The organism is Halomonas stenophila (assembly GCF_014192275.1).
Lineage (GTDB): Bacteria > Pseudomonadota > Gammaproteobacteria > Pseudomonadales > Halomonadaceae > Halomonas > Halomonas stenophila.
In genome coordinates this window covers 25720-41109 of record NZ_JACHXR010000019.1, presented here as the reverse complement: position 1 = coordinate 41109, position 15390 = coordinate 25720, and the positions used below count along the sequence as shown (strand labels likewise).

The following is a 15390-nucleotide window of genomic DNA, read 5'->3' as shown; positions in this document are numbered from 1 at the left end:
GGCGGGGTGTTCTACAAGTTGATGCTGGTACATCGCTACACGGGGAAAGAGTTCCACCATACCTCATTCAGTCAGACGGTAACGCACAAGCAGGAGGTGCACGCCCAGTGGGATATGCTGCAACGCTATATGGATGTCTCCCAGCCGCTGCCCGATGTACCACGCCTCGAGCCCTTCCGTGACCATGAACCCGTGACCGCAGCGCAGGATCGCAAGACGGGTCGCGACCCGCGTTACTGGCGTGATCTCGATATCGAGGCCTGGAAAGAGGGAGAGGGGGCTGCCCTGCTCAAGGCCCAGATGGACTACCCCTGGCAGCAGCAACAGTGCCGGCTCACGCCGAGGCTCGGTCGGGTCGAGATGGCGGCGTATCGGCAGCAGCGTGCCGCCGCCATGGGATAAGGCGGGACGACGACCCTCCTGCATGGGGGTCGCAGTCCTCGATCACGCGGCCTGCCCCGGGGGCGTCCCTGCGCTCAGCTGACGCCCAGGTAGCGCCCCGGCTTGTGGTTCAGGGCGATGATCATGTTCAGGGCCAAGGCGCCGAAAACCGACAGCGCCACCCGGTCCAGGGGGAGCATGAAGAAGGCCACCAGCAGGATCCCCCCATCGATGCCCAGCTGCACCTAGCCGGCGCGCCAGCCATGGCGCTGCTGCAGGAAGAGCGCGAGGATATTGATGCCCCCGAGGCTGGTACGGTGGCGGAACAGCACCCGCATGCCCAGGCCGATCAGGCTGCCGCCCATCAGGGCCGCATACAGTGGCTGCAGCTGGTCGATCGCGATCCAGCGAGACCAGGCCGATGGCCACGAAGGTACGCAGGGTGAATCCAGCCCATCCGGCGGATCGCCAGGGCATAGAACGGCAGGTTGATCAGGAAGAACAGCTGCCCGAAGCTCCAGCCGGTACCGCACTGCAGCAGCGCCATGCCGGCGGTGCTGCCCGTGAGCAGCGTCGCCGCGGTATAGCAGTGGCGCCGGGGGCCACGCACCAAGTCCCCAGCAGCATGGCCAGAAGATTTCGGCGAACGTCAGCGGGTCGCCGGGCAGCGCCTGGGGGGCCATGGGGTGTCCTTCGCGAGCGGGATGGGTGGCCGGCGGTTACCCGGCGCCAGTTGCGCCGCAGTCAATCAGGCTCAGCCCAGGGGCTCGGCGTGCTCGATCATCAACTGCAGGGATTCGCGCCCCCGCCAGCGGTTGCGATTGAGCTTGAAGGCACAGTGCAGCCGGTCGCCGACGCCGAAGGCCGGCACCTCCCCCGGCGTCAGCGCCCGGAACCAGATCGCCCGCACGGCGCCGGCGCCGGCTGACAGCTCGAGCATCAAATGGCTGCCGTCGGCGCCCACCGGACGCAGCCGCTCCACCAGGAAGCTTCCCTCGAACAGCGGCGCGTCGAACTCCCGGCCATAGGGCCCCAGGGCCTCGAGCTCGTCCAGGGTCGACAGGGCCAGCTGGTCCGCGGCGAGCTCGCCATCGGTGAACACCCGTGGGCCGAGCTCGGCGTCGCCCAGCTGCTCCCCCACGGCCCGCAGGAAGGCCTCGCGGAAGGCTTCGAGCGCCTCCCGCGGCACGCCCACCCCAGCGGCGCCACGGTGTCCGCCGAAGCGGGGCAGCGCCTGTGGCGCCAGCTCGAAGGTACGCTGCAGGGCATCGCGCAGGTGCAGCGCCTCGATGGAGCGGCCGGAGCCGGTGAGCATGCCCGGCTGGGCCGCCGGGGTGAGCACCAGGGTCGGCCGGCCGTAGGCCTGCACCAGGCGCGAGGCCACGATGCCCTGCACGCCGGGATGTCCCTCCTCGAGGAACACCACCAGTGCCGGGGCGTCGGCGGCGAGCTGGGGCATCGCCAGCACCTTGGCCTGCTCGGTCATCTCCGCCTCGATGGCCTTGCGCGACTGGTTGTCCTGATCCAGCGTCTCCAGGTGGCGCGCCGCCGTGGCGTCATCGGTGGCGAGCATAAAGTGCAGGGCGGCGTAGGGATCGTCCAGCCGCGAGCGGGCGTTGATGCGCGGGCCCATCTGGAAGGCTAGGGTCTCGGCATCGAAGGGCACGCTGTCGGCGCCCAGCCGCTCGGCCATGGCTCGCCAGCAGGCCGCCTCCATGCGGTTGATCAGGGTCAGCCCCTGGGCCACCACCGCGCGATTGGCGGCGCTGCCGCCGAGCGACACGCAGTCCGCCACCGTGCCCAGCGCCACGTAGGACAGCCAGGGCGAGAGCTTGGGCGTGGCGCCCGGCAGCACGCCCCACTCGATCAGCACGCCGCGGGCCAGCGACATCACCAGCCAGGCGACCATGCAGCCGGCGATGGTCGGGTCGGGGTAGTCGCAGTCCTCGCGGGTCGGATTGACGGTGGCATAGGCCGAGGCCGGGGGCCCCTCCACCGGCAGCGCATGGTGGTCGCTGACCACCACGTCGATGCCGGCCTCTCTGAGCCTTGCGATGCGCGGCTCGTCGGAGCTGCCGCAGTCGGCGGTGATCACCACACTCGGCCGTGGCGAGAGCTTCAGGGTGCGTTCCACCAGCGGCAGGCTGATGCCGTAGCCGTCATGAATGCGATGGCCGATCAGGCTGTGCAGCCGCGACTCGGGCACCCCGAACAGCTCGTGCAGGGTGCGCCGGATCACCACATGGGAGGTGATGCCGTCCACGTCGTAGTCGGTGAGGATGCCGATATGCTCGCCCTCGACCACCGCCTGGGCGATGCGCTCGGCGGCGCGGCGGGCGTCCTTGAGCCGCTCGGGGTGCGCCAGGTGACGCAGGCTCGGCGAGACCAGCGGTGCGAGCTCGCCGGTATGGCCGGGCAATCGGCCGGCCAGCACCCGAGCCTGCAGCGGCGTGAGCCCCTCCGCCAGGGCACGGGCCTCGACGGCCGCGTCCCGGGGACGTGGCAGGATGCGTGGCTTGAGCGAGGCGGCGGGAACGGACGGGGGCGATGCGATATCCACGGGCTCTCCGGGGCGTGACGGCAAGACGCCCGGCGTACCGGGCGTCTCGGGGGGACGGGCGATGCCTCAGCGACGCTGTTCGGCGACGAACTTCTGCACCTCGGCGAGTTCCGCCGTCAGCACCGTGTAGCGCTCCTCGCGCTCCAGCAGGTCGTCCATGTGCGGCGGCAGCGGCACGCCGGGGAAGCCGGCCTTGACCACGGCCTCGGCGAACTTGGCCGGGTGGGCGGTGGCCAGCGTCACCATCGGCACTCCGGGCTCGCCGCGCTCGCACTCGGCGGCGCGATAACCCGTGGCGGTGTGCGGGTCGAGGATCTCCTGGGTACGGTGATGCGCCTCGCGGATCACCTCCAGGATGGTAGCGTCATCGACGCTGTGGCTGACGAAACGCTCGCGCAGCCGCGACAGCGGCGCCTCGGCCAGCGCCGCGGGCTCGCTCTGGAAGCGCTCGAGCAACTCGCGAACGGCGTCGCCATCGCGCTCGTAGGCCTCGAACAGCAGGCGCTCGAAGTTCGACGACACCACGATGTCCATGGACGGCGCCAGGGTGGCGACCAGGTCGCGCTTGGAGAAGTCGTTGTCGGCCAGCGTCCGGTGCAGGATGTCGTTGGCGTTGGTGGCGATCACGAAGCGCTCCACCGGCAGGCCCATGCGGTGGGCCATGTAGCCGGCGAAGACGTTGCCGAAGTTGGCAGAGGGGACGCAGAAGTTCACCGGCCGCTGCGGCGCGCCCAGCGCCACGGCGGAGGCCACGTAGTAGACGATCTGGGCCATTATGCGCGCCCAGTTGATCGAGTTCACCGCCACCAGCCGGGTGCCGTTCAGGAAGCCCTGATCGGCGAAGCTGGCCTTGACCATGGCCTGGGCGTCGTCGAAGTTGCCCTCGATGGCCACGTTGAAGACGTTGTCGGCCAGCACCGTGGTCATCTGGCGGCGTTGCACCTCCGAGACCCGCTGGTGCGGATGCAGGATGAAGATGTCGAGGTTGTCGCAGTGACGGCAGCCCTCGATGGCGGCGGAGCCGGTGTCGCCGGAGGTGGCCCCCATGATCACCGCACGCTCGCCACGCTTCTTCAGGAAGTGATCGAGGATCCGGCCGAGCAGCTGCAGCGCCACGTCCTTGAAGGCCAGCGTCGGCCCATGGAACAGCTCGAGCAGGAAGTGGCTGGCGTCGAGCTGGTTGAGCGGCACCACGGCGTCGTGGCTGAAGGTGGCATAAGCGTCGCGGACGATGGTCCGGAAGGTGTCGTCGTCGATCTCGCCGCCCACGTAGGGCCGCATCACCCGGAAGGCGATCTCGGCGTAAGGGAGCCCGGCCATGTCGGCGAGCTCATCGGTGGTGAACCGGGGAATCCTCTCCGGCACATAGAGGCCACCGTCGCTGGCCATGCCGGTGAGCACGACCTCCTCGAAGGACAGCGCGGGCGCCTGCCCGCGGGTACTGATATAGCGCATTCTCTGATCCCTTACCCGAAAGAAGAGCGCGGCTTCGCCGCTTGAAGAGAGAAGAACGGCGCTCCGCGCCTCGAAGAAGGAAGGAAGCCCGAACTGCCGCACCTCTCCCCTTTCCTGGCCCTTCCCTCTTACGTCTTACATCTTCCCTCTTTGGGTTATTCGTTCTCGTCCAGCGACTCGACGCGAATCCGCGTCACCGAGCCGGCGATGTCGGCCATCGACTCGATCTTGCGGATCGCCTCGTTCATGTGCTTCTCGCGGGTGCGATGGGTCAGCAGGATGATCGGCACCAGTTCGCCCTCGGTGGCCTCCTTCTGGATCAGCGCCTCGATGGAGATGCCCTCCTCGGAGAGGATGGTCGCCACCCGGGCCAGCACGCCGGGACGGTCCACCGCCAGCAGGCGCAGGTAGTAGGCGGTGCTGATCTCCTCCATGGCCAGGATCGGCGGCTGGTCGGCGTTCTCGCCGATGCCGCTGAAGGCCAGGTAGGGCACCCGGTAGTGGTGGTCGGTGGTGATGTCCCGGGCCACGTCGAGCACGTCGGCCACCACCGCCGAGGCGGTGGGCTCGGCGCCGGCGCCGGCGCCGTAGTAGAGGGTCGGGCCCACGGCGTCGCCCATCACGGCGATGGCGTTCTTGACGCCGTGGACGTTGGCCAGCAGCCGCTCCTTGGGAATCAGGGTCGGATGCACGCGCAGCTCGAGGCCCGCCTCGGTGCGCTTGGAGATGCCCAGGTGCTTGATGATGTAGCCCAGGTTGTCGGCCTGCTCGACGTCCTCGGCGGTCACCCGGGAGATGCCCTCGGTGTAGGCCTTCTCGAACTGCAGCGGCACGCCATAGGCGATGGAGGCCAGGATGGTCAGCTTGTGGGCGGCATCGATGCCTTCCACGTCGAAGGTCGGGTCGGCCTCGGCATAGCCCAGCGCCTGGGCCTCGGCGAGCACGTCCTCGAAGGCCCGGCCCTCGTCGCGCATGTGGGTGAGGATGTAGTTGCCGGTGCCGTTGATGATGCCGGCCAGCCACTCGATGCGGTTGGCGCCCAGGCCCTCGCGCAGCGACTTGATCACCGGGATGCCGCCGGCCACCGCCGCCTCGAAGGCCACGATCACGCCCTTCTCGTGGGCCGCCTGGAAGATCTCGTTGCCGTGCACCGCGATCAGCGCCTTGTTGGCGGTGACCACGTGCTTGCCGTTCTCGATGGCGGTGAGCACCAGGTCGCGAGCCACGTCATAGCCACCGATCAGTTCGACGACGACGTCGATGTCGGGATTGGAGGCCACCTCGAAGACGTCCTGGGTGGTCTTGATGCCGGTGACGTCACACTCGGGGTTGGGCGTGCGGTAGGCCACCTGCTCGATCACGATGGGCCGCCCCGCACGACGGGCGATGTCGTCGGCGTTGCGTGTCAGCACGTTGAAGGTCCCGCCCCCGACGGTGCCCAGGCCACAGATTCCCACTCTCACCGGTTTCAATGTCATTCCCCCTCGTCTGGCGTGTGTCTCAGCATAATGGAGGCCCCTGGGGGCCCGCCGCCGGCGCTCGTCGGCGCGGCGTTCAGTCGTTCAGTCGTTCAGTCGTTCAGTCGTTCAGTCGTTCAGTCGTTCAGTCGTTCAGTCGTTCAGTCGTTCAGTCGTTCAGTCGTTCAGTCCAAGCATGGCGGCCAGGCGCTCCGCCGGCACGTAGCCGGGCACCAGGCGTCCATCGGGCAGGACGATGGCCGGTGTCCCCTGGACACCGAGTTCCATGCCCAGATGATACTGTTCCTCGACCGGATTGTCGCAGTCTGCGTCGCCCTCGAGGGCGACATCGCGCTTGGCGGCCGACATCGCCTCGCTGGGGTTGGCGGCGCACCAGACCCGCTGCATCTGCCGGGCACCGGGCGAGTTCATGCCCGACCGCGGGAAGGCCAGGTAGTCCACCTCGATACCCATCTCGTTGAGCCGCGGCACTTCCTCGTGCAGCCGCCGGCAATAGGGGCAGGTGGTATCGGTGAACACCACCAGCCGGGCGCGGGGCTCGACGGTACTGCGAAAGATCACCCGCTCCGCCTCCGGGATCTCGGCGAGGCGCGCAGCACGCTCGGCGTTGCGGGCCTGCTCGGTGAGGTTGACCAGCCCGCCCTCGGCGTTCTCGTAGAGGTCGCCGACCAGGAAGTAGTCGCCCGTGGCATCGGTGTAGAAGGTCTCGCCGGTTGCCAGGCGCACCTGGAAGAAGCCGGCCAGCGGCGTCTCCTCCACCTGCTCCACCGGCATGCGTTGGCCATTGACCTCGAGCCGCTCGGCCAGGCGTTCGGCGGCATCGGCCTGGGCCAGGATGGGCAATGCCAGGGCGGCGACGAAGACTAGGGTCGATACTCTCATGATTCAGCCTCGGGGATGATGGTCAGCGTGCAGGGCCTCGAGCCGGACCTGCGCCACATGGGTGTAGATCTGCGTGGTCGAGAGGTCGCTGTGGCCCAGCAGCAGCTGTACGACACGCAGATTGGCCCCATGATTCAACAAGTGGGTGGCAAAGGCGTGCCGCAGGGTATGCGGCGAGAGCGGCCGGTCGATGCCGGCGGCGCGGGCGTGGGCCTTGATGCGGTGCCAGAAGGCCTGGCGGGTCAGGCAGGCATCGCCGCGCCCGGGGAACAGTGCCGGGCGGGTGATATCGTGCATCAGGGCGCCACGGCTGGTGCGCAGGTAGCGTGACACCCAGTCCACGGCCTCCTCGCCCAGCGGCACCAGCCGGTCCTTGTCGCCCTTGCCGCGGACCCGGACCACCCCCTGGCGCAGGTTCAGGGCATCGGTGGTCAGGCCCACCAGTTCGGAGACCCGCAGGCCGGCGCCGTAGAGCACCTCCAGCATGGCCCGATCGCGCATTCCCAGGTCGGTGTCGAGATCGGGGGCCTCGAGCAGCCGCTCGACCTCGGCCTCCTCCAGGGTATCGGGCAACGAGGGCCTGACCCGGGGCAGGCGCACCTCGGCCAGCGGATCCTGGCCGATACGCTGCTCGGCCAGGGCCCAGCGATAGAACCGCCTCAGGCTGGAGAGCAGCCGGGCGTTGCTGCGCAGCTGGTAACCGGCCTCGCGGCGGCTCTCGAGCCAGGCCGTCAGGGTCATGGGCCCGGGCGCCAGCAGTTCCTCGTGCTGCTCCGCCAGCCAGGCCACCCAGGCGAGAAGGTCGCGGCGGTAGGCCACCAGGGTGTTGTCACTGACGCCCTGCTCCAGCCAGAGGCCGTCGAGGAAGGCGTCGATCAAGGCCTGGTCATCAGGCTTGGCCGTCATGGCACTCCTCCGTGCAGGGGCCCGGAACGACGAAACCCCGCCCCGCGGTCGCGGTGACGGGGTTTCGCTGTCGATGCGGGCTAGGACGCCACGTCACCGCATGCCGGCGGGCGCCTGCCTCAGGCCAGCTTTTCCTTGATGCGGGCGGACTTGCCGCTGCGCTCGCGGAGGTAGTACAGCTTGGCCTGGCGCACGTCACCGCGACGCTTGACGCTGATGGAGTCGACCAGCGGGCTGTAGGTCTGGAAGGTCCGCTCGACGCCGACACCGTGGGAGATCTTGCGCACGGTGAAGGCGGAGTTCAGGCCGCGGTTGCGCTTGCCGATGACCACGCCCTCGAACGCCTGCAGGCGCTCGCGGTTGCCTTCCTTGACCTTGACCTGGACGACCACGGTGTCGCCCGGGGCGAAGGCGGGGACTTCCTTGCTCATCTGCTCGGCTTCGAGCGCCTGGATCACCTTGTTCTTGCTGCTCATGACGATAACTCCTCGATAACATTCATTGACGCGCCGGTCCGGTTGCTGGCCGGCGAGTCGTGATCCCGGCGCTCGAGCGAATCGAGGCGCGGGAGTCCTGTTGGTGACACAGGTCCGCCGCCCCTCAGGGCACGTCCTGCACCTCCGCCCTGACCTACCTGGTGGACAGCGCGTATTCCTCGATGAACTCCTTGAGCAAGGCCTGCTGCTCGGCCGTCAACGTCCTGCCTTCCAGCAGGTCGGGCCGCCTGAGCCAGGTTCGCCCCAGGGACTGCTTCAGCCGCCAGCGCCGGATGGCGCCATGGTGACCGCTGAGCAGGACCTCCGGCACCCGCCGCCCGTCGATGACCTCGGGGCGAGTATAGTGCGGACAGTCCAGCAGTCCGTCGTTGAAGGAGTCCTCGAGCGCGGAATCCTGATGCCCCAGCACCCCGGGGACCAGCCTTGCCGCGGCATCGATCAGTACCATGGCCGGCAGCTCGCCGCCGCTCAGCACATAGTCGCCGATCGACCACTCCTCATCGATGTCGGCTTCCACTACCCGCTCATCGATGCCTTCGTAGCGTCCGGCCACCACCACCAGCGGGGGGCCTTCCGCCAGTTCCCGCGCGCCATGCTGATCCAGCCGCCGCCCCTGGGGGGACAGATAGATCACCCTCGGGCACCGCCCGGTGGCCTCCTCGGCCCGCGCGCGGGCGTCGTGGATGGCCGAGCGCAGGGTATCGACCTTCATCAGCATCCCCGGGCCGCCGCCATAGGGGCGGTCGTCCACGGTGCGATGCCGGTCGGTGGCATAGTCCCGGGGGTTCCAGAACTCCAGGGCGATGCGCCCCTTTTCCACCGCCCTGCCCGTCACGCCCTGCCCCGTCAGGGCCTCGAACATCTCGGGAAACAGCGACACCACGCCGATCCACATCGCCGCGTCGCTCCGGCTCAAAACTCCGGATCCCAGTCGACGGTCATCACGCCGGCCTCGAGGTCCACGTCCCGCACGACCTCGCCGGGCAGGAAGGGCAGCAGCCGCTCGCGGCTGTCGACGGCGTCGCCGTCGCGTCCCTTGACGACCATGACGTCGTTGGCGCCGGTCTCGAACAGGTAGCTGATACGCCCCAGCGGCACGCCGCCGTCGGTCACCACCCTCAGGCCCTCGAGCTGATACCAGTAGAACTCGTCGTCGCCGTCGAGTTCGGGCAGCTCGGCCTTGGGCAGCAGGATCTCGGCACCGGCCAGGGCCTCGGCCTGTTCACGCCCGTCGACCCCCTCGAGGTGGGCCACCAGGCCCTTGCCATGGGGGCGCCCCTGGGCGAGACGATAGCGGACCAGGCGTCCCTGATGACGCAGCACCCAGGCGTCGTAGTCGAGGATGCCTTCCATGGGACTGGTGTACGAATACACCTTGAGCCAGCCCTTGACGCCGTAGGGGCTGGTCAGCTTGCCCAGCACCACGTGATCGTCGGCCGGGCATCGCTCGGCGCTTGCGCTCATCGGCGATCCTGCGTCAGACATTCGGGCGCGTCAGGCACTCAGGCCTGCTTGCGGGCTTCCTTGACCAGCTCGGCGACGCGGCCGGACAGCTGGGCGCCCTGCTCCTGCCAGTGGCTGATGCGGTCGAGGTCGATGCGCAGACGCTCTTCCTGGCCACGGGCCACCGGGTTGAAGAAGCCCAGACGCTCGATGAAACGACCGTCGCGCGACTTGCGGGAATCGGTCACGGTCAGGTGGTAGAAGGGACGCTTCTTGGCGCCACCACGTGCCAGACGAATGGTAACCATGCGTTGACTGTCCTTCGGTTGAGTTACGGAGGTTGTCGGTCGGGGCCTGCGCCCTCGACAAGCAATTCGACCGCGAGCCGGAGGCTCGCCGCCGGGTCGTTCGGTCACGACGATGACCGCGACACATCGCGGTCCTGCCAGTGAAGACGCCGCATTCTACGGAAATCTCCCCGGCTTGGAAACCTTTTTAGCCCCGAGGGGCCATCGCCGGCCGCCTCAGCGCCACGGCATGCCGCCCGGGCCACCCATGCCTCCCGGACCGCCGGGGCCGCCGGGGCCGCCGGGGCCGCCGCCGCCCATCATGCCGGACATGCCACGCATCATCTTCTGCATGCCGCCCTTCTTGCCGGCCTTCTTCATCATCTTCTGCATCTGCTTGTGCTGCTTGAGCAGACGATTGAGGTCGGGCACCTGCAGGCCGGCGCCGGCGGCGATGCGGCGCTTGCGCGAGCCGTTGATGATCTCCGGCTTGCGGCGCTCCTGGGGCGTCATCGAGTTGATCAGCGCCTCGAGCTTGCCCATCTCCTTCTCGGGCCCCGGCCCCTGGGCCATCTCGGCCATCTGGCCCATGCCGGGCAGCTTGCCCAGCAGCCCGCCCATGCCGCCCATCTTCTTGAGCTGCTGGAGCTGGTCGCGGAAGTCCTCGAGGTCGAAGCCGTCGCCCTTCTTGACCTTCTTGGCCAGTTGCTCGGCCTTGCCCTTGTCGACGGTGCGCTCGGCCTCCTCGATCAGCGACAGCATGTCGCCCATGCCGAGGATGCGCGAGGCCACGCGGTCCGGGTGGAAGGGCTCCAGGGCATCGACCTTCTCGCCCACGCCCATGAACTTGATCGGCTTGCCGGTGATGTGGCGCACCGACAGGGCCGCGCCGCCGCGGGCGTCGCCGTCGGCCTTGGTGAGGATCACCCCGGTCAGCGGCAGCGCCTCGTGGAAGGCCTTGGCGGTATTGGCGGCGTCCTGGCCGGTCATGGCGTCGACCACGAACAGCGTCTCGTCGGGGGGCACGGCCCGATGCAGCGCCTGGATCTCGGCCATCATGGCCTCGTCGATGGCCAGCCGGCCGGCGGTATCGACCAGCACCACGTCGTGGAACTGGATCCTGGCGTGCTTGATCGCCGCCTCGGCGATGGCCACCGGCTGCTGGTCGCTGCGCGACGGGAAGAAGTCGACCCCCACCTCGCCGGCCAGGGTCTCCAGCTGGTCGATGGCCGCCGGCCGATAGACGTCCGCCGAGACCACCAGTACCTTCTTCTTCTCGCGCTCGCGCAGGTAGCGCGCCAGCTTGGCCACGGAGGTGGTCTTGCCCGCGCCCTGCAGGCCGGCCATCAACACCACCGCGGGTGCGCTCTTCAGGGTCAGGCCCTCGTTGGCCTCGCCCATGATCGCCTCGAGCTCCTGCTGGACGATCTTGACGAACTGCTGGCCCGGGGAGAGGCTCTTCGACACCTCCTGGCCCACGGCGCGCTCGCGCACCCGGTCGATGAACGCCTTGACCACCGGCAGGGAGACATCCGCCTCCAGCAGGGCACGGCGCACCTCGCGCAGGGTGTCCTTGACGTTGTCCTCGGTCAGGCGCGCCTGACCCTTGATCGATTTGAGCGTCTGGGACAGACGATCGCTGAGATTCTGGAACATGGGGCCTCTCCGCAAACGATGGCCGGGAAAACCGCCGGAATGGTCCGTGCCGACACGGGCGTGGGGTTTTCCTGCAATGGCCGAAAATTATACGCCTTGTGGCCGCGAGTCTCCATGCCGCGAGCGCCGCGCCCGGCTGTGCGCCGCGGGGAGGATTCGGTATAGTGGCCGCTCCATTCCACCTCGTCAGGCGCTGGCGAAGGCGCACGGACAGCAATCGATGCACGCGCTCCCCCTTGCCATCATGGCCTTCATCCTCTACATCGCGGCCGCCTCCTGGCAGGCGCTGAGCCTGGCCCGACGGGTGCCGCCGCGGGCCGCCCTGGTGCGCAGCTTCGGCGCGCTGGGCCTGCTCTTCCACCTGCCGCTGGCCATCGGCCTGCTCGACCGGGGCCAGTCGCTGCTGCCGGGCCTGTCCACCAGCGCCGTGCTGGTCAGCGCCCTGGCGGTACTGATGCTGCTCGTCGTCAGCCTGTTCAAGCCGGTGCTCAATGTCGCCGCCGGCCTGTTCCCCGTGGCCGGCCTGACCCTGCTGCTGGCCACCGAGCTGCCGAGCCCGGAGCGCGCCACGGGCATGACCCCCGGCATCGCCCTGCACGCCCTGAGCTCGGCGCTGGCCTTCGCGCTGCTGGCCATCGCCGCCGTCCAGGCGATCCTGCTCGGCGTGCAGAACCAGGCGCTGCGCCACCACCATATCCGCGGCGTGGTCCAGTCGCTGCCGCCACTGACCACCATGGAGCGCATCCTCTTCGAGCTGATCTGGGCCGGCATGGCGCTGCTGACCCTGTCGATCGCCAGCGGCTTCGCGTTCGTCGACAGCATGTTCGCCCAGCACCTGGTCCACAAGACGGTCCTGTCGCTGATCGCCTGGGTGCTCTTCGCCACCCTGCTGGCCGGCCATCACTGGCTGGGCTGGCGCGGGATGCGCGCGGTGCGCTGGACGCTGGGCGGCTACCTGGCGCTGCTGCTCGCCTACTTCGGCACCAAGTTCGTCCTCGAGGTGCTGCTCGGCCGCGGCTGAGGCCGGTGATCCTTGACACCGTGGGGCCCAATCCCTACAACTCGAGCCTGATACGCGATTGAGGACCCTTCGACTTGAGCGACGACTTCCCTCTGGGATTGCTGTTCGGCCTGCTGCTGCTGCTCATCTGCCTTTCCGCCTTCTTCTCGAGTTCCGAGACCGGCATGATGTCGATCAACCGCTATCGCCTGAGCCACCGGGCCAACAGCGGCGAGAGTCGGGCCCGGCGCGTGATGCGCCTGCTGAGCCGCCCGGACCGGTTGATCGGCGTGATCCTGATCGGCAACAACCTGGTCAACAACCTGGCGGCGGCGATCGCCACGGTGCTGGCCATCCACTATTTCGGCGAAGTGACCGGCCCCGCCGTGGCGCCACTGATCCTGACCATCGTGATCCTGATCTTCGCCGAGGTCACCCCCAAGACCTATGCCGCGGTGAAGCCCGAGCGCATCGCCTACCCGGCCTCGCTGGTGCTGGAGCCGCTGCTCAAGCTGCTCTACCCGCTGGTCTGGCTGGTCAATGCCATCTCCAACGGCCTGCTGCGCCTGCTCGGCGTGAAGACCCTGGAGGCCGGCGGCGACAACCTGACCCGGGACGAGCTGCGCACCGTGGTCCACGAGGCCGGGCCGCTGATCCCCCGTCGTCACCAGGCCATGCTGGTGTCGATCCTCGATCTCGAGAACGTCACGGTGAATGACATCATGGTGCCACGCCACGAGGTGGCGGGCATCGACCTGGACGACGACCTGGAGGACATCCTCACCCAGATCCGTACCAGCCAGCACACCCGGGTGCCGATCTACAAGGGCGACATCAACAACATCATCGGCATGCTGCACCTGCGCAATGCGGCGCGCTTCCTGTCACGGAGCGAGGTGACCAAGGCGGCCATCGTCCAGGAGGCCCGCGAGCCCTACTTCATCCCCGAGTCCACCCCCCTGCACACCCAGTTGCTCAACTTCCAGAAGCAGAAGCGCCGCATCGGCATCGTGGTGGACGAGTACGGTGACGTGGAGGGGCTGGTGACCCTGGAGGACATCCTCGAGGAGATCGTCGGCGAGTTCACCACCGACGTGGCCGGCCAGGACCGGGAGATCCACCCCCAGGAGGACGGCAGCCACGTCATCGACGGCACCGCCAACATCCGCGACATCAACAAGTCGCTGGGCTGGCAGCTGCCCACCGACGGCCCCAAGACCCTCAATGGCCTGATCCTCGAGCACCTGGAATCCTTCCCGGACGGCCCGGCCTGCCTGCAGATCGGCGCGGTTCGCATGGAGATCCTCGAGGTGCGCGACAACCTGGTCACCTCGGCCCGCTGCTGGCAGGCGCTGCGTCGCCCCGTGGCGGCCGCCCAGGCCTGAACTCAGCGCCCGGCGACCCAGCCATCGGCCTCGGCCTCGGCCTTGAGCGCCCGGACCCGCGCCTCGACCCGGTCACGCGCCGCCGCCTCGGGGGGCAGGGGGTCGCCGAAGTAGAGAGCCACCCGCGCCCGGAAGCGCCGCGGCCACTTGGACAGCGCCCGCCCGCCGTGATTGGAGGTCCATGACCCCCAGAGCCCGGCCAGCCCCGCCGGCACCACCGGCACCGCATCCCGGGCCAGGATCAGTTCCAGGCCGCGACGAAAGGGCTGGACCTCGCCATCCGGCGTCAGGCGCCCCTCGGGGAACAGCATCACCACCTCGCCCTGGCGCAGGGCCTGGCTGACCTGCGCCAGGGCCCGGCGCAGCTCGCCCGGGTCCCGCCGCTCGGAATCCACGGGAATCGCCCCGACCAGCTTGAACAGCCAGTGCAGCCCCCGGGACTCGTAGATCGGCCGGTCCATCAGGAAGCGCAGCGGGCGTGGGCTGGCCCCGCCCACCACCAGGGCGTCGACGAAGCTGACATGGTTGCAGACCACCAGGGCGGGGCCGTAGGCGGGAATATGCCGGCGGCCGCGAAAGCGCAACCGGTAGAGCAGGTGCACGACGAAGAACACCAGCCGGCGGATGGCCGGCCGGGGGGCGCGCGCCAGCCGCCAGCAGCCGGCGGCCAGCAAGGCGGCCGGCGCCCCCCACAGCAGCAGCGTCACGAGCCGCCGGGCCTCGCCTTCAGGCCGGCGAGCAGGGTCGAGAGCAGCTGGTCGAGGAGCTCGTCCACCTCCAGGGGCTCGCTCTGCCAGTAGCCCAGGCGCTCGTTGAGCCCCAGTTGCACGAGCCCGTGGACGCTGCCCCAGAGCGTGCGCCCCAGCCGCCGTGCCTCGAGGTCTCCCAGGGCCGGCTGGTACTCCTTGAGGGTGTTTTCCACCCGCAGGAAGAGCGCCTCGATCATGTCGCTCTGGCGACGGTCCAGATCGCCCTCCTGGGCCAGGGGGTAGTCGAACAGCAGCTGCCAGCGGTAGGCGTCATCCCTGGCGAACTGCCAGTAGGCCATCGCCAGGGCCTTGAGCCGCGCCTCCGGGAGCTGCTCGTCGAGCAGCGGGTCGATGGCGGTGCGCAGGCGCGCCAGGGACTCGAGGTTCACATGCTGCAGGAGATTGCCGAAACTGCCGTACAGCTTGAGCAGGGTACTGGGCGCACAGCCGACGTCCCGGGCCAGGGAGCGCAGGGACAACGTATGCACCGGCTGGTCCTGTAGCCAGGCGTCACAGGCGGCCATCACCTGGGCATGAAGGGCCTCGGGGGCGTGCTGTCTGGGACGAGCCATCGAATTCCTCGCGGAACGGGGGAGGGAGGGGGTGGCAATCGACCACCCCACAGTACCATATCGCGTCAGTCGAACACTGTTTCCGATAGCATATCGTGCCTGTGGACCAACGCAAGCCCAGCGGCAACGGCGCTTTCCT

16 protein-coding genes and 1 pseudogene are annotated in these 15390 nt (G+C 68.7%); 3 read left to right on the top strand and 14 right to left on the bottom strand.

The annotated features are described in order from the left end of the window. Positions 1-402: pseudogene (locus FHR97_RS19425) on the top strand (hypothetical protein); the annotation flags it as partial. A gap of 74 nt (positions 403-476) precedes the next feature. Here the strand turns inward: FHR97_RS19425 and FHR97_RS20780 are convergent. From FHR97_RS20780 to ffh, 12 genes are all read right to left on the bottom strand, one after another. Then, entirely contained in the window at positions 477-626 is a 150-nt protein-coding gene (locus FHR97_RS20780; RefSeq protein WP_425486109.1) for a hypothetical protein, read from the bottom strand. Next, positions 627-746 (bottom strand): YitT family protein, encoded by a 120-nt coding sequence (locus tag FHR97_RS20775; protein ID WP_425486108.1) that lies wholly within the window; start codon positions 744-746, stop codon positions 627-629. Between the two features lie 389 nt (positions 747-1135). Further along, entirely contained in the window at positions 1136-2941 is a 1806-nt protein-coding gene (locus FHR97_RS19415; RefSeq protein WP_183385443.1) for a DHH family phosphoesterase, read from the bottom strand. A gap of 66 nt (positions 2942-3007) precedes the next feature. Continuing rightward, entirely contained in the window at positions 3008-4396 is a 1389-nt protein-coding gene (gene thrC / locus FHR97_RS19410; RefSeq protein ID WP_183385442.1) for a threonine synthase, read from the bottom strand. A 155-nt stretch (positions 4397-4551) separates the two neighbouring features. Next, positions 4552-5868 carry a homoserine dehydrogenase gene (locus FHR97_RS19405; protein WP_183385446.1) on the bottom strand — a complete coding sequence of 439 codons (1317 nt, stop codon included), beginning with the start codon at positions 5866-5868 and terminating at the stop codon, positions 4552-4554. Positions 5869-6030: 162 nt separating this feature from the next. Further along, complete coding sequence (locus tag FHR97_RS19400; RefSeq protein ID WP_183385441.1) at positions 6031-6756, bottom strand: DsbC family protein; 726 nt, start codon at positions 6754-6756, stop codon at positions 6031-6033. Between the two features lie 3 nt (positions 6757-6759). Further along, positions 6760-7662, bottom strand: coding sequence for a site-specific tyrosine recombinase XerD (xerD, locus tag FHR97_RS19395; RefSeq protein ID WP_183385440.1), 903 nt, complete (start codon positions 7660-7662; stop codon positions 6760-6762). A gap of 119 nt (positions 7663-7781) precedes the next feature. Beyond that, on the bottom strand, positions 7782-8138 hold the full coding sequence (gene rplS / locus FHR97_RS19390) for a 50S ribosomal protein L19 (RefSeq protein ID WP_023005502.1): 357 nt from the start codon (positions 8136-8138) through the stop codon (positions 7782-7784). A 154-nt stretch (positions 8139-8292) separates the two neighbouring features. Next, a complete protein-coding gene (gene trmD, locus FHR97_RS19385) occupies positions 8293-9054 on the bottom strand; it encodes a tRNA (guanosine(37)-N1)-methyltransferase TrmD (RefSeq protein ID WP_183385445.1) in 762 nt (253 codons plus the stop codon). A 17-nt stretch (positions 9055-9071) separates the two neighbouring features. Beyond that, positions 9072-9623 (bottom strand): ribosome maturation factor RimM, encoded by a 552-nt coding sequence (rimM, locus tag FHR97_RS19380; RefSeq protein WP_183385439.1) that lies wholly within the window; start codon positions 9621-9623, stop codon positions 9072-9074. A gap of 38 nt (positions 9624-9661) precedes the next feature. Then, positions 9662-9910, bottom strand: a complete 249-nt coding sequence (gene rpsP / locus FHR97_RS19375; RefSeq protein ID WP_126483793.1) for a 30S ribosomal protein S16 — start codon at positions 9908-9910, stop codon at positions 9662-9664. Positions 9911-10126: 216 nt separating this feature from the next. After that, positions 10127-11545, bottom strand: a complete 1419-nt coding sequence (gene ffh / locus FHR97_RS19370) for a signal recognition particle protein (protein WP_183385438.1) — start codon at positions 11543-11545, stop codon at positions 10127-10129. A 220-nt stretch (positions 11546-11765) separates the two neighbouring features. On the opposite strand from ffh, the gene FHR97_RS19365 reads away from it, so the two are divergent. Both FHR97_RS19365 and FHR97_RS19360 read left to right on the top strand, forming a co-directional pair. Next, positions 11766-12566: a cytochrome C assembly family protein gene (locus FHR97_RS19365; RefSeq protein ID WP_183385437.1), complete on the top strand. Its 801-nt coding sequence runs from the start codon at positions 11766-11768 to the stop codon at positions 12564-12566. Positions 12567-12640: 74 nt separating this feature from the next. Continuing rightward, positions 12641-13930: an HlyC/CorC family transporter gene (locus FHR97_RS19360; RefSeq protein WP_183385436.1), complete on the top strand. Its 1290-nt coding sequence runs from the start codon at positions 12641-12643 to the stop codon at positions 13928-13930. Positions 13931-13932: 2 nt separating this feature from the next. Here the strand turns inward: FHR97_RS19360 and FHR97_RS19355 are convergent, their stop codons facing one another. Both FHR97_RS19355 and FHR97_RS19350 read right to left on the bottom strand, forming a co-directional pair. Then, complete coding sequence (locus tag FHR97_RS19355; protein WP_246404138.1) at positions 13933-14631, bottom strand: 1-acyl-sn-glycerol-3-phosphate acyltransferase; 699 nt, start codon at positions 14629-14631, stop codon at positions 13933-13935. A 2-nt stretch (positions 14632-14633) separates the two neighbouring features. Next, on the bottom strand, positions 14634-15251 hold the full coding sequence (locus tag FHR97_RS19350) for a TetR/AcrR family transcriptional regulator (protein ID WP_183385434.1): 618 nt from the start codon (positions 15249-15251) through the stop codon (positions 14634-14636). Positions 15252-15390: the final 139 nt, after the last annotated feature.